Below are 17314 nucleotides of genomic sequence, written 5' to 3' on the forward strand. Positions count from 1 at the left end.
CTCGCGGTATGAGCTGGGCACGTGCGCTGAAGCAGACCGCCCGTTCCGGGCTGCGCATCGAACGGACGAAGCTCACCCCGCTGATCGCCCTCAGAGGCACCGCCGGCGTCGCCATCGTCATCGGCGTCTGCCTGGGGCTGGGCAACCCCGTGCTGGCCGTGTCCTCCGCCTTCGGCGCGTTCTCCGCGGGGATCGCCACCTTCCAGCGGAGCTGGCGCCCGCGTCCGGTGCTGGCGCTGGGCGTTGCGGGCGGGCTGTCGGTCTCGACGTTCCTGGGATATCTGGCCGCCGCGCACTTCATGGGGTTCCTGCTCCTGCTGGCCGTGTGGACGTTCCTCGCCGGCATGACCTGGGCCATCGGGCCGGTGTCCGGGCTGGTGGGGACGCAGACGGTCGCCGTCATGCTCGTCACCGTCACCCTCCCGACCTCCGTGACGGGCGCGCTGGCCCACGCGGCCATCATCGCCTTCGGCGGGCTGGTGCAGGCCACACTCATCGTGCTCTTCCCCATCCGGCCGTGGGGGCGGCAGCGCGACGCGCTGGCGGACGCGCTGGCCGCCGAGGCCGACTACGCGCGCCGGCTGCGGGACGACCCGGTGGCTCCCTTCGACCCGCAGCCCCTGATGGACGCCCGGCTCGCGTCCGCCATGACGCCCCGTCAGGCCCGGCGGCGGCCGATCCAGCTGCACGGGCCACGGGCGCTGGCCGAACAGGTCCGGCCCGTGCTGGCCTTCATCGCCGACCCCGTCGTCGGGGTGCCGCCGGAAGGGCCCGAGCGGGAACGGGTGCGCGAGCTGCTCCGTGCCGCCGCGACCGTCCTGGACGCAGTGGCGGTCGCCATCCGGCACGCCAAACCGGTGCGCCTCCCCCCGGAGGCGATGGCCGTCATCGAGGTGCCCGAGTCCGGGCCGATGCTCAGCGGCGCCGCCCGCCGCTCCGCGCTGCGGCTGATCTCCCTGCTCGCCGACGCCGTCGAACTCACCGACGAACCGATCGAGGCCACCCGGCCCACCACGGAATCCGAGCGCGGGCACCTGCTGCGCCCTTCGGTGCCCAAGCTGGTCCCCAAGGCGCTGCGCTCGCTGCGCCGCGAGGCCCGCTGGTCCTCGCGCATCTTCCGGCACGCCCTAAGGGTCAGCGCGGTCGCCGCGGCCGGCTACGTCCTCGGCCACGCGCTGCCCTTCGGACACGGTTACTGGGCGCCGCTGGCCGCCGTCATGGTGATGCGCCCCGACTTCGGGCAGACGTACTCGCGCGGCGTGGCGCGGTTCGCGGGCACCCTCGTGGGCGTCGTGTTCGGCGGGGTGGTGGTGGCCCTGGCCCACCCCGGCATGTACGTGAACGCGGCGCTGGCCGTCTGCTGCGTCCTGCTGATGTACCTGCTGCTGCGCACGGGCGTGTCGGTGACGTCGGCGTGCGTGGGCGCGTACGTCGTCTTCCTGCTCGGCATCGCGGGCGCGGGGTGGGAGCAGACCGTTCAGGAACGCGTCGTGCTCACCCTGATGGGCGGACTGCTCGCCATGCTGTCGTACGCGCTCTTCCCGGCCTGGGAGACGCCGCGGCTGCGCGAGCGGCTGGCCCAGTGGGTGGAGGCCAGCGGACGCTACGCCGTCGCCGTCTTCGACGCGTACGCCCGGCCGGCGGAGCGCCGTCCGCGGCAGGTCCGTGAGGCGCTGCTGGACGCCCGGGCGGCCCGCGCGGCCTGGGAGGAGAGCGAGTCGCGGGCCGAGAAGGAACCGGTGCGGCACCGCGGCCTCTCCTTGAGCGCGGCGGGCGCGGCGCAGTCCGCGCTGTCCACGATGGGCCGGGTCACCATGATCGCGGAAGCCCACCTGCCGGACCGGGACGCCGAGCCCTCACCCGGCGCCCAGGCGTTCGTGGACGAGCTGCGCAGGTCGGTGGAGGCCGCCGCGCAGGCCGTACGGGAACGCCGCGACCTCGACTGGGGCGCGCTGCGCCAGACGTGGCAGAAGTGGGACGGGGAGAGCGAGGGGCGCGGGGGAGTGGCGCTGCGGTGCGCCGACCTGCTCGTGGACGCGCTGGACGACCTGGCGCAGGCGCTGTCCCGGGGCCCGGGGGGACGGAACCGGGCGACGCGGTGAGGGGGCGGGGACGCGGCAGCGGGTACATCGATATGGGGGTACGGAGTGCCGGTACGGGCGTGCCGACGCGGGCGGTCCGTGGGGTGGGAGGGGTGTACGGAACGGGATGGGCCGGAGGGATGAAGGAATACGGCCAAAGGGTGGTGGGTGCTGCCGTGCAGGGGGAGGCCGTGGAGAATGGTGAGGGCTAGGGAAGCGAACGGCCGTCGGTCGTTCGTATCTTCGAATGGTGCTTGGGTCGCCGCTCCTGCGAGTGGGGATCGGCTTCCCGCTCCCGCGGATGGGGGTCGGCTTCCCGCTCGTGCTCCTGCTCCTGCGGACGGAGACCGGCTCCTTGTTCCCGTGGACGGGGATTGTTCCCGTGGGCGGGGATCGGCCTCCCGTTCTTCGGGCGGGGATCGGCCTCCCGTTCCCCGGGGCGGGGACCGGCCCGGTGGATCCTTCGTCGGGGACCGGTTTGCCGGCCCTCCGAACGACGGCTCGTCCCGTCGCGCGGGTGAAGGGTGGCGGCCGGCCGCCTCGTACGGCCGTCCGGGAACCATCCGCCCCCCGCTGTAGTCTTGATAATTGCCCTTAATTGACGTCATTGGCCAACCATTGGTGCCGTGGTGCCGTCTGGGCTGCGATGTCCGAGGACCCCCTCCGGGGCCTGCCGCCGAGTCGAGAGAGAGCAAGCGAACTCCCCATGGCGTCCAGCACTTCGTCCGGAACGTACGACATAGGCATCGACCTCGGCACCGCCAACACGCTGGTGTACGCACGTGGCAAGGGCGTCGTACTGAACGAGCCCTCCGTCGTCGCCGTGAACGCGATGGGCGAGGTCATCGCCGTCGGCTCGGAGGCCAAGCGGACCATCGGCCGCACCCCCTCCGGCATCACCGCGATGCGCCCCCTGAAGGACGGCGTCATCGCCGACTTCGACGCGGCCGAGCGGATGCTGCGCGCCTTGATGAAGAAGGCGCTGCCCTCCCGCCGCTTCTCCCGGCCCCGCGTCGTCATCTGCGTGCCCTCCGGCATCACCGGCGTCGAACGGCGTGCCGTCATCGAGTCGGCCCGGGGCGCCGGGGCCCGCGAGGTGCACCTCATCGAGGAGCCGATGGCCGCGGCGATCGGCGCCGGGCTGCCGGTCGCCGAGCCGCTCGGCTGCATGGTCGTGGACATCGGCGGCGGCACGACCGAGGTGGCCGTGGTGTCCATGGGCGGAATCGTCACGGCACAGTCCGTACGGGTCGCGGGCGACGCCCTCGACGCGGCGATCACCTCGTACGTCAAGAAGAAGCACTCCCTGGCCATCGGCGAGCGCACCGCCGAAGAGATCAAGATCGCGATCGGTTCCGCGGCCTGGACCCCGGTGGACGTGGACGAGGACGGCGAACCCGCCCGCAGCACCACCTTCACCGTCCGCGGACGCGACCACATCAGCGGGCTGCCGCGCGTCCAGGAGATCACTGAGGAGGAGATCCGGGAGGCGCTGTCCGAGCCGGTCGACGCGATCGTCCGGGCCGTGCACCGCACGCTGGACGAGTGCCCGCCCGAGCTGTCCGGCGACATCTTCGAACACGGCATCGCGCTCACCGGCGGCGGCGCCCTGCTGCGCGGGCTGGCCCAGCGCATCCGGCAGGAGATGGGCGTACCGGTCGTGGTCGCCGACGACCCGCTGGACTGCGTGGTCAACGGCACCGGCAAGTGCGTGGAGGAATTCTCCAAGCTCCAGGGGCTGCTGGCGGGCGCGATGGAGCAGCCGCGGAAGACGGCTCGGCTGTGAGGGGGCGCGGGCGGGGGTGACCGCGGGGGCTGGGGCGGCGCCTGTCGTTGGTCTCGTTTCCTGTGGGGCATCTGTGCCCGCGCCTGTCGTTGGTCTCGTTTCCTGTGGGTCCCTACGCTCGCCGCCCGTCCCGGCGTCCGGTGCCCCTGTCCCTACCGATGATCCGACGCCGCAGTCGCCGAGGCGCCCCCATGGACACTCAGGAGGCTCTGCCCGGCGACCTGACAGACGGACGTGACAGACGGACCGACCTGACAGGCGGATGTGACAGGCGGATGTGACAGGCGGAGCTGACAGACGGACCGGTCAGTGACGGGACGCCGGTTCCGCCTCCCCGGCCTTCCGTGCGATGTAGGCCTCCAGGCCGTCGAAGATCCGGTCGAGCCCGAAGGCGAACGCCTGGTCCCGCCCGGAACCCGCCGCCGCGGAGGACACCGCGGCGGTGAGCGCCGGATAGCGATCCGTGCGCTCCAGCAGCAACTCGGTCAGCGCGGCACTCATCACCTGCTCGGGCCCCTTGGCGCGGGCGCTCCCCACTCCGACCGAGGCCGCTTGCTGGGCGATGGCCCGGACGTGGCCCACCACCACGACCACCGCGTCCATCTGTTCCGCGCCGTTCAGGCCGGAGTCCGACAGCGCGGCGACGGCGCACTCCACCCAGCTCAGTTCGTTGGGGCCCATGACGCGGGGGCCTGTCGTCGCCCCCAGCAGCCAGGGGTGGTGGTGGAAGACCTCCGCCATGCGCTCGGCCCACTCCCGCAGCGCGGCCCGCCAGGCAACCGGCTCGGATGCGCCGGCCGAGCCGGCGTCGGACGCGTCGCCGGACGGGAGGTCGGGAGGGGCGCCCATCGCCGCGTCGATCATGAGGGCGATCAGTTCCGTCTTGCCGGGGACGTACCGGTAGAGGGACATCTTGGTGAAGTCCAGCTCGCCCGCCACCCGCTGCATCGACACTCCGGGAAGCCCCTCGGCGTCGGCGACCGCGATGGCGGTCCGGACGATCCGCTCGACGCTGAGCGCCGGCCGGGGGCCGCGACTGGGACGCTCCCGCGTTCCCCACAGCAGCTCCACGCACCCGGCCTGATCCCCGAACACGCTGGTTTTCCTGTCTCCTGCCACCTCCGCATCCTAAATCCGCGTCCGCGATACACGAATGGGTGTACCTGGGACACAAATCAGTGTCCGGCGTATACAAATCCGTGTCCGGGGGATACAGTTCTTATGTCGGTGACGACGTGACGAGACGAGGGGGATCGATGACGAGTGGCGCGACGAACGGGGTCGCACGGCCTTCGGTGGAGGGGCCGGTGCGGGGAGCGGCGGATCGGACGGGGAACGGGAGCGGGAACAGGGACGGGAACGGTACGGAGGATCCGGTCCGTGCGGGGAGACGACAGAGCGTGCTGATCTCCGGCGCGAGCGTGGCGGGCCCGGCGCTGGCGTACTGGCTGCGGCGCTACGGCTTCCGCACGACGGTCGTGGAGGTGGCCCCGGCGCTGCGCGGCGGCGGGTTCGCGGTCGACTTCCGCGGGGCCGTGCACCGGGAGGTGCTGGAACGGATGGGCATCCTGGACGAGATCCGGCGGCATGCCACCGGCGGCCTCCCGGTGCGCTTCATCGACGCGAGCGGGCGGCAGGTGGCGGGGCTGCCTCCGGAGTTCGCGGGTGGTGAGGTCGAGGTCCTGCGGTCGGAGTTGGCCCGCTTGCTGTACGAGCACAGCCTGGGCACCGACGGGGAGACGGCAGACGAGTGGGGGCCCGCCACCGAGTACGTCTTCGGCGACTCCATCGCCTCCCTGTCCGAGACCGAGCAGGGCGTGGACGTCACCTTCGAGCGGGGCGCGCCGCGCACCTTCGACCTGGTCGTCGGCGCGGACGGCCTGCACTCCACCGTCCGGCGGCTCGCCTTCGGCCCTGAGGAGCGGTTCGTCAGCCACCTCGGCTACTACGTCGCGGGATGGGAACTGCCGGACGGCGCCGCGGACTTCCGCGGCCCGTCGATGGCCTACAACGAACCCGGCCTGTTCGCGAGCGCGGGCAGCACGGCGCTCGACCCCGACACGACGCAGGCCTTCTGTCTCTTCGCCTCCGAAGAACTGGCCTACGACCGGCGGAACACCGAGCAGCACAAGCAACTCATAGCCCAGGCGTTCAGCGGCGGCGGTTGGCGCACCGCCGAGCTGATGGCGAGCCTTCGAGACGCCCACGACCTGTACTTCGACTCCATAAGCCGGGTCGACGTGGAGTGCTGGTCCACCGGGCGCGTGGTGCTCATAGGCGACGCGGCCTACGGCGCGACGCTCGGCGGCATGGGCACCGGCTCGGCGATCGTGGGCGCGTATGTCCTCGCCGGCGAACTGGCCCGGGCCGAGGGCGATCACCGCACGGCCTTTACCCGCTACGAACAGGAGATACGCGACTACGTCACGGGGTGCCAGGAAGGAGGCCAGCACGTCGGAGCGTTCCTCGCCCCCACCACACAGGAGGCCATCGACCAGCGCAACGCCATGCTGAACGACCCGGCAGGACTCGCGGCCATGCTCCAGGCGGGCGAGGACATATCGACCGACTTCACGGTCAGGGACTACGAGACGGCGGTGCGCCGGACCGGCCGGCCTCCGCTCGCAGGAGCCGTATGAGGACCCTCAAGTAAGGTCCCTCGTGCGGCCGGAGTGAGCCCGTCGCCCGCGGCCGGTTCGACATCGCATCGTCCGCATCGCATCGTCCGCCATGACCTGGCCGGAACGCAGGGCAGAGGGACCGATCCCGGTTCCAGCGTCAGGCAGCCCAGCCTGAAGCCGTATCCCAGTCCCTGAGTTCGCCCCCGCGCCCCAAGCTCGTTCCCACACCCCTTGGCTCGCTTCTGCATGCCGCCGCATATTCCCTCCCGTGCCTGCTTCCGCGTCGCGTGGGGCAAGCTCCGGCTGCGAGGACCGGGGCTCCGCCCCTCGGTCCCCATGCCTCACGCCCCGACGGGGAACCGACCCGGAACCGCGCAAGTCTTATCCGCCCGGGAGGTCACGTGAACGACGACGAAGCAGAACTGCGGCGACGCAATCGTGCCGCCGTCGCGAAGTACCTGCGGTCCGGCGTGCGGGACCGACGCAACCGCTACACCCTCTACACCGAGGAGGGCACCGCCTCCCTCTGTTACGCCGACCTCGGCCGGCCGGTCACCATCCGTGGCCGGGACCGGCTCAGACGGCACGACGAAGTCGCGCTTCGGTTGTTGCCCGACTGGCGGTGGTACGACGTGGAGTTCTTCGACACCCAGAACCCGGACCTTCTCTGGGTGGAGTGCGAGGGAGAAGGACGCGTTCTGTGGCCGGGCCGCCCTGCCAGGCACTACCGGAACCACTTCGTCCACCGGTTCACGCTGGAGAACGGGAGGATCGCCAGCAGCCACGAATTCGCCAACCCACTGGACCACATGCGCTCTTTGATCATCGAGCCCCCGCACGTCACGCGTGACTGGTTACCACCGTGAACGACGCCGCAACGCACGGGGGGCGAGCAACGGAGACCCTCAACAGGTGCCGGCTGGGTGCCCGTGCCCGGGGGCTGAGACGCGGAATCGGGGCTTCGGCACCGGGGGGAAGCGCCTGTGCGCCCGGCTCCGGAGCACCGCGTTCGTAGGGCGGAGCCCGATCGGCCCGGCCCGGCCTGGCCCAATGTCCCCGTTCATGGGCAAGGCCCCGTTCACGGGCCCGGTCACCCCGTATCCGGACCCGTGCCCGTGCCCGCGCCCGGCCCCGGTTTCGTCCGCCACGATGAGAGACAATGGGGCATCGCTCCGGAGCACGGCGGGAAACGGTGCTCACCTGCCAGCAGGAGACCACGCACCTTGCCTCAGCCCCACCACCGCGACGAGCAGGAAAACCGGAAGCCGGGCGACCGGAAACCGGAAACCCGGAAGTCCGGAGCGCGGAAACCCGCAGCCCGAAAGCCGGGGAGCCGAGAGCAGGAAGCCCGGACGCCCGATTCCCGGAAGCCGGAAGGACAGAAGCCACGAGTCCGGAAGGCCGAAGGCAAGAAGTCGGAATCGCGCGGCCCTGGAAGTCGAAAGCCGGAGGGAGGAAAGCCCGCGGGAGGCAAGACCGAAGGAGGAAAGGCCGAAAGAGTAAGGGCCGAAGCTGAAGAGCGCGCGTCCCGGAAGCGCCAAGGGCCTGCGCGCGACGCCTCGAAGCGCGACAACCGGAAGGCGTCGAAGGGCGCGGCCCCGCAGCGCCAAGCGTCGCGTGCGACGAAGCACGACACAGCACCACGGGACGCTGCTCGCGATGCCTCAAAGGGGGGCACGGCTCGTCGGAATGACGCGCGGCGGCAGGCGCAGCCGAAGCGGTCGGCCCGTCCCCCGCGTGACGTCACCCCCACTCTCCTCCCGCTCACCGACATCACACACATCGCCCCCGACAGCCTGCGCGCCGACTGTGCGAACTGCTTCGGGCTGTGCTGCGTCGCGCTGCCCTTCGCGGCCTCGGCCGACTTCGCGGTGGACAAGGACGCCGGGCGTCCGTGCGCGAACCTCCAGCAGGACTTCCGTTGCGGCATTCACGCGCGGCTGAGGGAGGAGGGCTTCTCGGGCTGTACCGTCTTCGACTGCTTCGGTGCGGGGCAGCGAGTCTCCCAGGGCACCTTCGGCGGCCAGGACTGGCGGCGGGCGCCGGGCACCGCGCGGCGGATGTTCACGGTCTTCCCCGTGATGCGCCAACTCCACGAGCTGCTCTGGTACATCACCGAAGCCCTCACCCTGCCCCCGGCCCGCCCCGTCCACGCCGACCTGCGCCGCGCGCTGGGCAAGGTGGACGGCCTCGCCGGCGGCAGTCCCGACGCGCTCGCCGACCTGGACGTGGCGGCGGTGCGGCAGGAGGTCAACGTCCTTCTGTCGCGCACGAGCGAACTCGTACGGGCCGAGATCCCGGGGCGCAAGAAGAACCACCGGGGCGCCGACCTCATGGGTGCCCGCTTGAAAGGCGCCGATCTACGGGGTGCCAACCTGCGCGGCGCCTACCTGATCGCGGCGGACCTGAAGGACGCCGACCTCCGTTCGGCCGACCTCATCGGGGCCGACTTCCGCGATGCCGACCTGACCGGCGCCGACCTCACCGGCAGCATCTTCCTCACCCAGGCCCAGCTCAACGCCGCCAAGGGCGACCCCACCACCAAACTCCCGGACGGCTTGACCCACCCCACCCACTGGCACCGCCCGAGCACCTGACACCCGCACGGGGGCACGAGACCGGCCACACCGCCCCGCAAGGAGGCGCGCAACCGGCCGCTTGTGCCAGCCCCCGGTGATCGCCATGCCCAGAGGCACGGAATCCGCCACACCGACCCGCACACGAAGGCACGGGACCGGCCACATGGACCCGCACACGGAAGCACCGGATTCGCCGCACCGGCCCCGTGCCCACCCAACCGGCTGCCCGTGCCACCCCAGCCCGTATGGGAACGGCCACCTCCTCATCGACGCCCTACTGGACGACGGCGAACTCGACGTCGCCTGGCAGGCCGCCCGGTCGGCCCCGTCAGGCGTCGCCGACCGGCAGTGGACCACCCTCGCCGACCGGCTCCGCGACAGCCGTCCCGCAGACGTGCTCCCGGTGGACCTGCGCCTGATCGACGGCCTGAAGAAGTCCACCGGGAACGCCGCCTAAGAGAAGACCACCTCCCTCGTGCTGGGCGTCCGCGCCTGCCACAAACGTCTCGGTCGAGGGCGAGTTCACCGCGTACATGGCCACCTCGCGTTCCGAGTCGAAGCGCAAGCGCAACCTGATGGCCCTGTGGGAGCAACACAGCGCATGAGACGCCGTCGTGCCACCGGGGCGGACGGCCTCGTTGATTGCCGTCGCGCCGCCGGGGCGGACGGCCTCGTTGGTTACCGTCGCGCCACCGGGGCCGATCAGCCCGCTGAACGCTGCCGCGCCGTCTTCCCCCACCCTCCCCGCGCGCCCCGTGTTGACCGAATACCCGGTTTCACTGAACACCACGGACCGCAAAGGTGCGGCGCATGTCTATCGCTACGGCAGTGCTGACCGCATCATTGGCGCTGGCGCCGGCCGCCGCGCCATCCGTCGGAGTTCAGTCCACCAGCGTGTCCGTCCGCGCCCATTTCGCCGCGTCGCCGACGGGCGAGGCCGTCACCTACGACCCGGCCCTGGTGCCCGTAGGCAGCCGGGTCGCGGTCGTGGAGAAGCGGTACGGGACCGCGAAGGCCGGACGTACGGCCGTCGTCCTGCGCCTGTCCGGCCTGCTCCCGGACCGCACGTACGGCGCTCACGTCCACACCAAGCCGTGCGGCCCGAAGCCGGCCGACTCCGGCCCGCACTACCAGAACGTGCCCGACCCGGTGCAGCCCTCGACCAACCCCGACTACGCCAACCCGCGCAACGAGGTGTGGCTCGACCTGACCACCGACGAGGACGGCGACGGTGCCACGGCCGCCAAGGTGAACTGGCACGTCCGTTACGGCGAGGCCCGCTCGGTCGTCGTCCACGAACACAAGACCCACACCGAACCCGGCCACGCCGGCACCGCGGGCGCCCGCCTGGCCTGCGTCAACGTACCGCTGGCCTGACGCCGACGCATCGCCGGCCCGACGCCGACGCAACGTCGGCCCGATGACGCGCGTGGCGCGGCGGCACTCCACCGCCGCGCCACACCAGACCACCGGGCCACCCACCCACCGGCCCGTCCGGTCACCTCACCAGCCCACCCGGTCACCTCACCGGCCCGCCGGGTCTCCTCACCGGCTCGTCCCACCGTCAATTACCAGCCACCCCGGCCGTCCACACTCCAGCGCACCGCCCGTGGACACGACCGCGCGGGCGCTACCCGAGGCCGACGGGCCCCGTCGCCGTCGGCAGCAGGTGCGTGCTCACCAGGCGCAGGATCTCCGGCTGGTGGTCGGCGAGATAGAAGTGACCGCCGGAGAAGACGTGCAGGTCGCATCCGCGGGTGGTGTGTGACTGCCAGGCGCGCGCCTCGTCCACCGTCACCCGCGGGTCCGCGTCGCCGACGAGGACGTGCACGGGGCAGGACAGGGGCGGGCCCGGTGCGTAGCGGTAGGTCTCGACGGCCCGGTAGTCGGCGCGGACGGCCGGGAGGATCATGCCGAGGAGTTCCGGGTCCTCCAGCGCCCGTGGATCGGTGCCGTCGAGCCGCCGCAGTTCTTCGACGATCCCGTCCACGCCCCGCCGGTGCACGTCCTCGTCCCGGTGGCGGGAGGGGGCCCGGCGGCCCGAGGCGAACAGGGCGGCCGGCACGATGCCGCGCCGCTCCAGACGGCGGGCCACCTCGAAACCGATCGTGGCCCCCATGCTGTGCCCGAACAGGGCCAGCGGCCGGTCGGTGAACGGCAGCAACGCCTCGGTCACCTCGTCCGCCAGCTCGGACACCGACTCGCGGCACGGCTCGTTCAGGCGGTCCTGACGGCCGGGGTACTGCACGGAGAGCACATCGATCCGCGGCGACAGGGCAGCCGACATCGGGAACCAGTAGCTGGCCGAACCGCCCGCGTGCGGGAGACAGACGAGGCGGACACCGGCGTCGGGCGCCGGGTGGTAGCGCCGGATCCAGGAGCCGGTCCCACTGGTGGAAGTCATGATGCGCCACTGTCCCTTCTGGACGGAATCTGCTCCCCAAGTGATCGTTTCCGGCTCGACCTTGCCGCAGCGCACGCACCACCGGCAACCCCTCGGCCCCTCGACCCGTCCGCCTGCCCTCGCACGACCGCAAGGAGACGACGGCCGCGCCGGTCATGGCCGAACCCTCACGCGCCGACGAGGGCCGCACGTAAACGATCCCCATCCCCCGGACGGGGCGACGGCCGACGGCACCACTGGCTCCGGGCCCGTTCCGACCGGACACGATGAACGGTGATTTCCGGCCAGGACGGGTGAGCGGGCGCGGGGGCACCGCTGCGGGAGGGCCTTGCGTCCGGCCGGATCCCGCCGTCACCACCAGCACAAGAGATGCAGGTCGCCGAAGCGGCTGACCGGCTCGATGAAGCCGGAGGAATGGACGTCGTTCACGTGCGGCCAACGGCGGCACCGAAGTTGTGTTCCCTCTCAGGGCAGTTGAGAACACGGCGACCCAGTGTTGACGGTGCTGTAGACGAACCCACGGGTTTCGCGTCATTCCATTGACGCCGATGACAGATGCCGGGACCGGCGAAGTTGGCGGGAATCGGCGCATCGGGTCAATCAATCTCCCTGTTCCTTGCGGACGCTTACGAAGCTCGGCGGACGGAAAACCACCGGGCTTGAGCCTGCGGCCCACGGCGAGACGGCTGCCCCGCCGGGCCGTCCCCTGCACCTGTCCTATACCTGCCCATTACAGGACAGGCCTTAGGCTTGCCCGGGAGCTGGACAAGGCGGTTGGGCTTCTGTGCTCGTGGACGCCGTTCGTTATGCGTGTGGCGTACCGTTCCCTGTCCGGGGCGGGCAGCGGCCTGAATTAAGGAGGCGCTATGGGGGATTTGTCGGTCGGGCCCGAGACGGCGGACGACGGAAGTGGGGCGGAATCGTCTGGTGAGAAGACGAAGAAACAGCGTCCCTTCTGGAAGGAGCTGCCGCTTCTCGTCGGCATCGCGCTGGTGCTCGCGCTGCTGATCAAAACGTTCCTGGTGCAGGCGTTCTCCATTCCTTCGGATTCCATGCAGAACACCCTCCAGAAGGGCGACCGGGTGCTGGTGGACAAACTCACCCCCTGGTTCGGCTCCGAGCCCGAACGTGGCGAAGTGGTGGTTTTCCACGATCCCGGCAACTGGCTTCAGGGCGAGCCGAAAACAGAGCCCAATCCGATTCAGAAGGCTCTCATCTTCATCGGCCTGATGCCTTCCGCGAACCAGGACCACCTGATCAAGCGCGTCATCGGCGTCGGGGGCGACACCGTGCAGTGCGAGGGCACCGGCCCGGTGAAGGTGAACGGCAAGGTCCTCGACGAGCCGTACGTGTTTCCCGGTAACTCGCCCTGCAGCGCCGACACCCCGTTCAAGGTGAAGGTCCCCGACGGCCGTATCTGGGTGATGGGCGATCACCGGCAGGATTCGGCGGACTCCCGCTACCACCAGGGCGAACCCGGCGGCGGCGCGGTACCCGTCAAGGAGGTCGTGGGACGGGCCGTAGTGATCGCCTGGCCGGTGAACCGCTGGGCCACCATGCCGGTTCCCGACACGTTCGACCAGCCGGGCATCAATGCCGCCATGGCAACGGCTCCCACCGCCCTGTCGCTCGCAGGCGCCGTTCCCCTGGTCCTGCTCCGCCGAAGCCGACGGAAGCGCTGAGGCCGACGGAAACGCTGAAGCCGACGGAAACGCTGAAGCCGACGGAAACGCTGAGGCCGAGCGCTATTGAACACGCCGGGGGCCGGGCGCTCTCTGTAGGCGGTTGCCCGGGAGGCGTCGTCGCCATTGGCCCGGTGGTGGCGTAGGGCATTCCGGCTCATCACGGGGGTGGCGCCGCCTTCGCCAAGCCCCTGCTGTTGACCCTTGGGTTGTTTGCCGCGGCCATGCGGTGGGAGCGGCGGCGGGCACCCGAGGCCCGGAAGCCGCTGTGGCCATTCCGCTCGTTCCAGAGGTACTCGTGCCCCCGTCTTCCGCGGCTGGGGCGCCTCTGACGGTCCCGGATCTTTCACCGGCGCGTGCGCCCGGCGGAGCGGGAGGCGCCCCGGTGAGCGGCCCGGGAGCGACCGCCGGCCGGATCGCTCCGCGCAAGAGCGAACAGATGCGGAGTGAGGTTGTTGTGGCCAGGCGGCCTGCCGGCCGCCGTTCCCCACGCCCAGGTCGCCAGGCGCGTGTTTGCCGTCAAGTGCCGACCGAACCGGCAACTGTGCCATGTCTCACACTACGGACATGATCACGTTCTACTACGATCACGTTCCGTGGAGCGGCGGTTACGGACGTGGTTCGTTTCCGGCCGCATCCCGGTATCAGGTCACCCCTGCTGTGAGGGGAGGCCCCTGTGTGACGAGGAGGGAACCTCATGAAGCGATCCATGCGCAAAGGAATCGCCATCACATCCCTAGCCGCGGCCGTCGTCGTCGGCGGCGCCACCGCTGCCATGGCGCGGTCCGGCAACGGTGGCATCAACGTGGGGAACAGCTACGGCCACATCCAGGGCAGCGTCTACTGGCACCCCAAGAGCAACGGCAAGTACCCGTACGGGGGTATGCAGGTTTCCGGCAACTTATACGACACCGCGGCCGACTCCAACTCCGTGAAGGTCCAGGGGAAGGTCTCCGGCTACAGCTACACGACCCTGTGGGAGAACTCCGACGGCAGCGGTAGCAAGAAGTACGGCAGCAAGGTCGTGTACGACCCCGCGGCGCTCTGGGTTCGCGACGGCAGTGTGCAGTTCTGCCGCTTCAATGGTTGGGGCACCGACAAGTGCACCAGTGAGTTCATGAAGCGCTAGCCGAACAGGCGGCGGACCGCTCTCATGCGGTCCGTCGCCTGTCTCTTGTTGCACGGCACTGGATGAACGGAAACACATGCTTGTCGCGGAAAACCTCGGCCATGCCTTCCAGGCCACCACTGTCCTGTCAGGGGTCGGCGTGGAGGTGCGTGCGGGCGAGGCCGTTGCCTTGGTAGGCCCCAGCGGTTCGGGGAAAACCACGCTGTTGTATTGCCTGGCCGGATTGTTGCGTCCGGACCGTGGCAAAGTGTCCTTCCAGGGGAAGGACATCGGTGCAATGGGCGATGCGCAGAGGTCGGAACTGCGGCAGCGGTCATTCGGCTTCGTTTTCCAATCAGCCGAATTAGTACCGGAATTGACGCTGAGGGAAAACGTGTCATTACCCCTGGAGCTGCAGAAGATCCGGTCCGGAGAGCGATCACGGCGGGTCGGAGCGCTGCTCGAACGTCTCGGGCTGGCCGAACACGCGGGTAAGCGGCCCGCGAAGGTGTCCGGTGGCCAGGCACAGCGCGCCGCGGTGGCGCGCGCGGTCGTGCACCGTCCGGCTGTCGTGTTCGCTGATGAGCCGACGGGGGCGCTGGACCGGGCCAACGGGGACGTCGTCGTCGATGTGCTGTGGGAGCTGGCGCGGGAACAGGGCACCGCGATCGTGATGGTGACGCACGACCGAGGACTGGCGTCGCGCGCCGACCGTACGGTCGAGTTGCTGGACGGCCGAGTCGTGGCGGAGGCGCCGTGACGGGCGTCAGGCTCCTGGTCCGGGTACTGCGCGGCGGTGGTGCTTCCGGACTCGTCCGACTGGCCTTGATGGTGGGGGGCATCGCTGTCGGCGTGGTCGTCATGGTGCTGCTGGCGACGATGCCGGGAGCGCTGGAGAAGCGGTCGGAGATCAGTGCCGCCCGAGTCCCCCTGCCCGTCACAGAACACACGAAAGCCACCGGCTCCCCATTCACCTATGGCACGGTGCAGGGAGCCTGGGGCGGCAAGCGGTTCCAGCGCGTGCTGCTCGCCGCCGGCCGTGACGCGGCGCGTCCGCCGGGCGTGCCGCGGGTGCCCCGTGCGGGCCAAGTCGTGCTCTCTCCCGCGGCGAAGGCCCTGGCAGCCGAGGACGAACGGTTCGCGCGGCTGGTGCCGGGCGAGGTCGTGGGCGAGATCTCCCCGTCCGGCCTGCTCGGTCCCGATGAGCTGTACGCCTACGTCGGCGTGCCGGCGGAGCAGATCGCCGAGGCGAACACGGCGCGCGGCTGGGGTGGCCTGAACGCGGACGCCGAAGTCCGCGACCGCTTCTCCGAGGTGCCCCTCCAATTGGCTCTCATCACCACGGCCCCGGCCATCATCTACCTCAATGTGTGCGCGCGGCTGTCCACCGTGTCCCGCACGCGCCGCTACGCCGCACTGCGACTGATCGGTATGAGCCGCCGCCACGTGCTGCGACTCGCCGCCATGGAGTCCGCCACCGCCGGCTTCCTGGGCGCGCTGCTCGGTCTGGTGCTCTACTCGACGGCGAACCCGTACATCGGGCCGTCGGGGATCGTGGGATTCAGCTGGTACGCGGACACCGCGCGCGTCTCGGCACCCATCGCCGCGCTCACCGTCGTGACGGTCACGCTCGCCGCAGGTTTCATCGGGTCCAAGAACACCTCGAAAGCGCTGGCCAAGCCGCTGGAAGCACGCACGGAGGGTGCTGAGAACCCCCCGAAGTGGTGGCACGCCCTGCCCTTCGCCCTGGGGATCGGGCTCGTTGCCTTCCCCGTGCTGGCGGCTGATACCCGGACGCAGCGGGGGAGCGCGACCGCCACCGAGGGCATCCTGGTCATCGCGGGCGTGGTGCTCACGGCCGTGGGCCTCCTCTTCGCGCTCCGTCCGGCGCTGGCCGGACTGGCCCGGTGGATCGCCCGCAGCCGGCTGCCGCTGGCCGCTCGCCTCGCCGCCCGCAAGATCGAGCACGAATCGCACGGTCTGTCGTGGCATCTGTCCGGACTGGTGCTTTTGGTGCTCGTCGCGTCCATCGGCGCGGGCGTACTGCACCAGGTCGAGCTCGCCTCCAGTCCGTCCACCGGCCCGACAGCGGTGGCGGTCGAGGCCAGAGAGGTACCGGCCGCGGCCCGGAACCGGCTCCTGTCCCTGCCGGCCGACGCGCGCTGGACCTCCAACCGGAGCATCACGCCCGAGACGCCTCCGGAGACCGCGCCGCAGTCGATCGAGGACGAGATACGCAGCCTCGGCGCCCAGCTCGTCACGGCCGACTGCCGCACCGTGCGGCGGGTGACCGGACAGTCTCTGGAGGACTGTCGGGACGGTGCGCGATACCGGGTGGCCATGGGTGCGGAGGAGCCGATTCCGGCGGGGATGAGGATCGACTTCCGCGACCGGCGAGGCACCGCGGTCCAGGTCAGCGCCCCAGCGGACCTCCTGAAATTCGAACGAGCCACGGCGTTCACCGCGGGCCCCACGCTGCTGGAGATCGCGGACGCCCCCAGGCTCGGGATCACCCAGGACACCCGCCTGTGGTACCGGCTCCCCTCGGACATCTCCTCCATCGACCGCTTCGCGTCGGATCTGGCGGGCGCCGCACCGGCCGCGATGCTGCGCGCGGGGGACCTCGACCTGGACGGGTTGGAGGACTACCGGGTCCACCGCGGCACGGTCGACACCGGCATCGGCATCGCTTTCCTCCTCGGCATCACCGCGTTCCTCGTGAGTGCCATCGGCCGGTCCCTGGAACGCCGGCGGGACATCACTTCCCTGGTGGTCGTAGGGGTGCCCGCGAGGACGCTCCGTGCCGTGCAGGAATTCCAGCTCCTCGTCCCGCTGTGCCTGGCGCTCGGGCTCGCTGCGGTGACCGGATGGCTTTCCGGGAACGCCGTGCTGCAGTTGCAAGGCCAACAACTCGGTTGGTACATGGGCACGCTCGACGCGGCGGGCCCGCTCATCGCCGTCGCGATCGGGTGCGCCGCGGTGATCGCGGCGTTCACGGTGGGGGCCAGGCCGCGTCCGGAGGATCTGCGCCGTGAGTAGGGGAGAGGGAACAG

At 70.7% G+C, this 17314-nt stretch carries 13 protein-coding genes; 11 read left to right on the top strand and 2 right to left on the bottom strand.

Annotated elements, in window-relative coordinates; all coding sequences use genetic code 11:
* Positions 1-8: 8 nt before the first annotated feature.
* Positions 9-2102: an FUSC family protein gene (locus tag ABZX96_RS19080; protein ID WP_355545797.1), complete on the top strand. Its 2094-nt coding sequence runs from the start codon at positions 9-11 to the stop codon at positions 2100-2102.
* Between the two features lie 685 nt (positions 2103-2787).
* Entirely contained in the window at positions 2788-3867 is a 1080-nt protein-coding gene (locus ABZX96_RS19085; RefSeq protein WP_355545799.1) for a rod shape-determining protein, read from the top strand.
* Positions 3868-4173: 306 nt separating this feature from the next.
* Here the strand turns inward: ABZX96_RS19085 and ABZX96_RS19090 are convergent, their stop codons facing one another.
* Positions 4174-4986, bottom strand: a complete 813-nt coding sequence (locus ABZX96_RS19090; protein ID WP_355545801.1) for a TetR/AcrR family transcriptional regulator — start codon at positions 4984-4986, stop codon at positions 4174-4176.
* A gap of 281 nt (positions 4987-5267) precedes the next feature.
* Here ABZX96_RS19090 and ABZX96_RS19095 point away from each other — a divergent pair, with 281 nt between their 5' ends.
* The 5 genes from ABZX96_RS19095 to ABZX96_RS19115 all read left to right on the top strand — a co-directional run bounded on the left by ABZX96_RS19095 (position 5268) and on the right by ABZX96_RS19115 (position 10444).
* Positions 5268-6506, top strand: coding sequence for an FAD-dependent monooxygenase (locus tag ABZX96_RS19095; protein WP_355545803.1), 1239 nt, complete (start codon positions 5268-5270; stop codon positions 6504-6506).
* Between the two features lie 383 nt (positions 6507-6889).
* A complete protein-coding gene (locus ABZX96_RS19100) occupies positions 6890-7354 on the top strand; it encodes a PhzA/PhzB family protein (protein WP_355545805.1) in 465 nt (154 codons plus the stop codon).
* A 906-nt stretch (positions 7355-8260) separates the two neighbouring features.
* The gene (locus ABZX96_RS19105; RefSeq protein WP_355545921.1) at positions 8261-9085 is read left to right on the top strand and encodes a pentapeptide repeat-containing protein; all 825 of its coding nucleotides are present in this window, start codon (positions 8261-8263) and stop codon (positions 9083-9085) included.
* 145 nt (positions 9086-9230) lie between these two features.
* A complete protein-coding gene (locus ABZX96_RS19110; protein WP_355545807.1) occupies positions 9231-9524 on the top strand; it encodes a hypothetical protein in 294 nt (97 codons plus the stop codon).
* A gap of 353 nt (positions 9525-9877) precedes the next feature.
* On the top strand, positions 9878-10444 hold the full coding sequence (locus tag ABZX96_RS19115) for a superoxide dismutase family protein (RefSeq protein ID WP_355545809.1): 567 nt from the start codon (positions 9878-9880) through the stop codon (positions 10442-10444).
* Between the two features lie 253 nt (positions 10445-10697).
* On the opposite strand, the gene ABZX96_RS19120 is transcribed toward ABZX96_RS19115, so the two are convergent.
* Positions 10698-11471 carry an alpha/beta fold hydrolase gene (locus ABZX96_RS19120; RefSeq protein WP_355545811.1) on the bottom strand — a complete coding sequence of 258 codons (774 nt, stop codon included), beginning with the start codon at positions 11469-11471 and terminating at the stop codon, positions 10698-10700.
* A gap of 866 nt (positions 11472-12337) precedes the next feature.
* On the opposite strand from ABZX96_RS19120, the gene lepB reads away from it, so the two are divergent.
* The 4 genes from lepB (at position 12338) to ABZX96_RS19140 (ending at position 17300) form a co-directional block, all read left to right on the top strand.
* The gene (gene lepB, locus ABZX96_RS19125; RefSeq protein WP_355545813.1) at positions 12338-13153 is read left to right on the top strand and encodes a signal peptidase I; all 816 of its coding nucleotides are present in this window, start codon (positions 12338-12340) and stop codon (positions 13151-13153) included.
* Positions 13154-13850: 697 nt separating this feature from the next.
* Positions 13851-14282 carry a hypothetical protein gene (locus tag ABZX96_RS19130; protein ID WP_355545815.1) on the top strand — a complete coding sequence of 144 codons (432 nt, stop codon included), beginning with the start codon at positions 13851-13853 and terminating at the stop codon, positions 14280-14282.
* A 76-nt stretch (positions 14283-14358) separates the two neighbouring features.
* The gene (locus ABZX96_RS19135) at positions 14359-15021 is read left to right on the top strand and encodes an ABC transporter ATP-binding protein (protein WP_355545817.1); all 663 of its coding nucleotides are present in this window, start codon (positions 14359-14361) and stop codon (positions 15019-15021) included.
* The gene (locus ABZX96_RS19140; protein WP_355545819.1) at positions 15018-17300 is read left to right on the top strand and encodes an FtsX-like permease family protein; all 2283 of its coding nucleotides are present in this window, start codon (positions 15018-15020) and stop codon (positions 17298-17300) included. Before ABZX96_RS19135 ends, ABZX96_RS19140 begins: the two co-directional genes overlap by 4 nt.
* Positions 17301-17314 lie beyond the last annotated feature (14 nt).

The sequence above is a fragment of the Streptomyces sp. NPDC003077 genome (assembly GCF_040611095.1).
Classification (GTDB): domain Bacteria; phylum Actinomycetota; class Actinomycetes; order Streptomycetales; family Streptomycetaceae; genus Streptomyces.

Bases quoted from the DNA above. Each gene is read 5' to 3' on its own strand.
- ABZX96_RS19080 (WP_355545797.1), top strand. From the start codon at position 9: ATGAGCTGGGCACGTGCGCTGAAGCAGACCGCCCGTTCCGGGCTGCGC.
- ABZX96_RS19085 (WP_355545799.1), top strand. From the start codon at position 2,788: ATGGCGTCCAGCACTTCGTCCGGAACGTACGACATAGGCATCGACCTC.
- ABZX96_RS19110 (WP_355545807.1), top strand. From the start codon at position 9,231: ATGGACCCGCACACGGAAGCACCGGATTCGCCGCACCGGCCCCGTGCC.
- ABZX96_RS19115 (WP_355545809.1), top strand. From the start codon at position 9,878: ATGTCTATCGCTACGGCAGTGCTGACCGCATCATTGGCGCTGGCGCCG.
- ABZX96_RS19120 (WP_355545811.1), bottom strand. From the start codon at position 11,471: ATGACTTCCACCAGTGGGACCGGCTCCTGGATCCGGCGCTACCACCCG.
- lepB (WP_355545813.1), top strand. From the start codon at position 12,338: ATGGGGGATTTGTCGGTCGGGCCCGAGACGGCGGACGACGGAAGTGGG.
- ABZX96_RS19130 (WP_355545815.1), top strand. From the start codon at position 13,851: ATGAAGCGATCCATGCGCAAAGGAATCGCCATCACATCCCTAGCCGCG.
- ABZX96_RS19135 (WP_355545817.1), top strand. From the start codon at position 14,359: ATGCTTGTCGCGGAAAACCTCGGCCATGCCTTCCAGGCCACCACTGTC.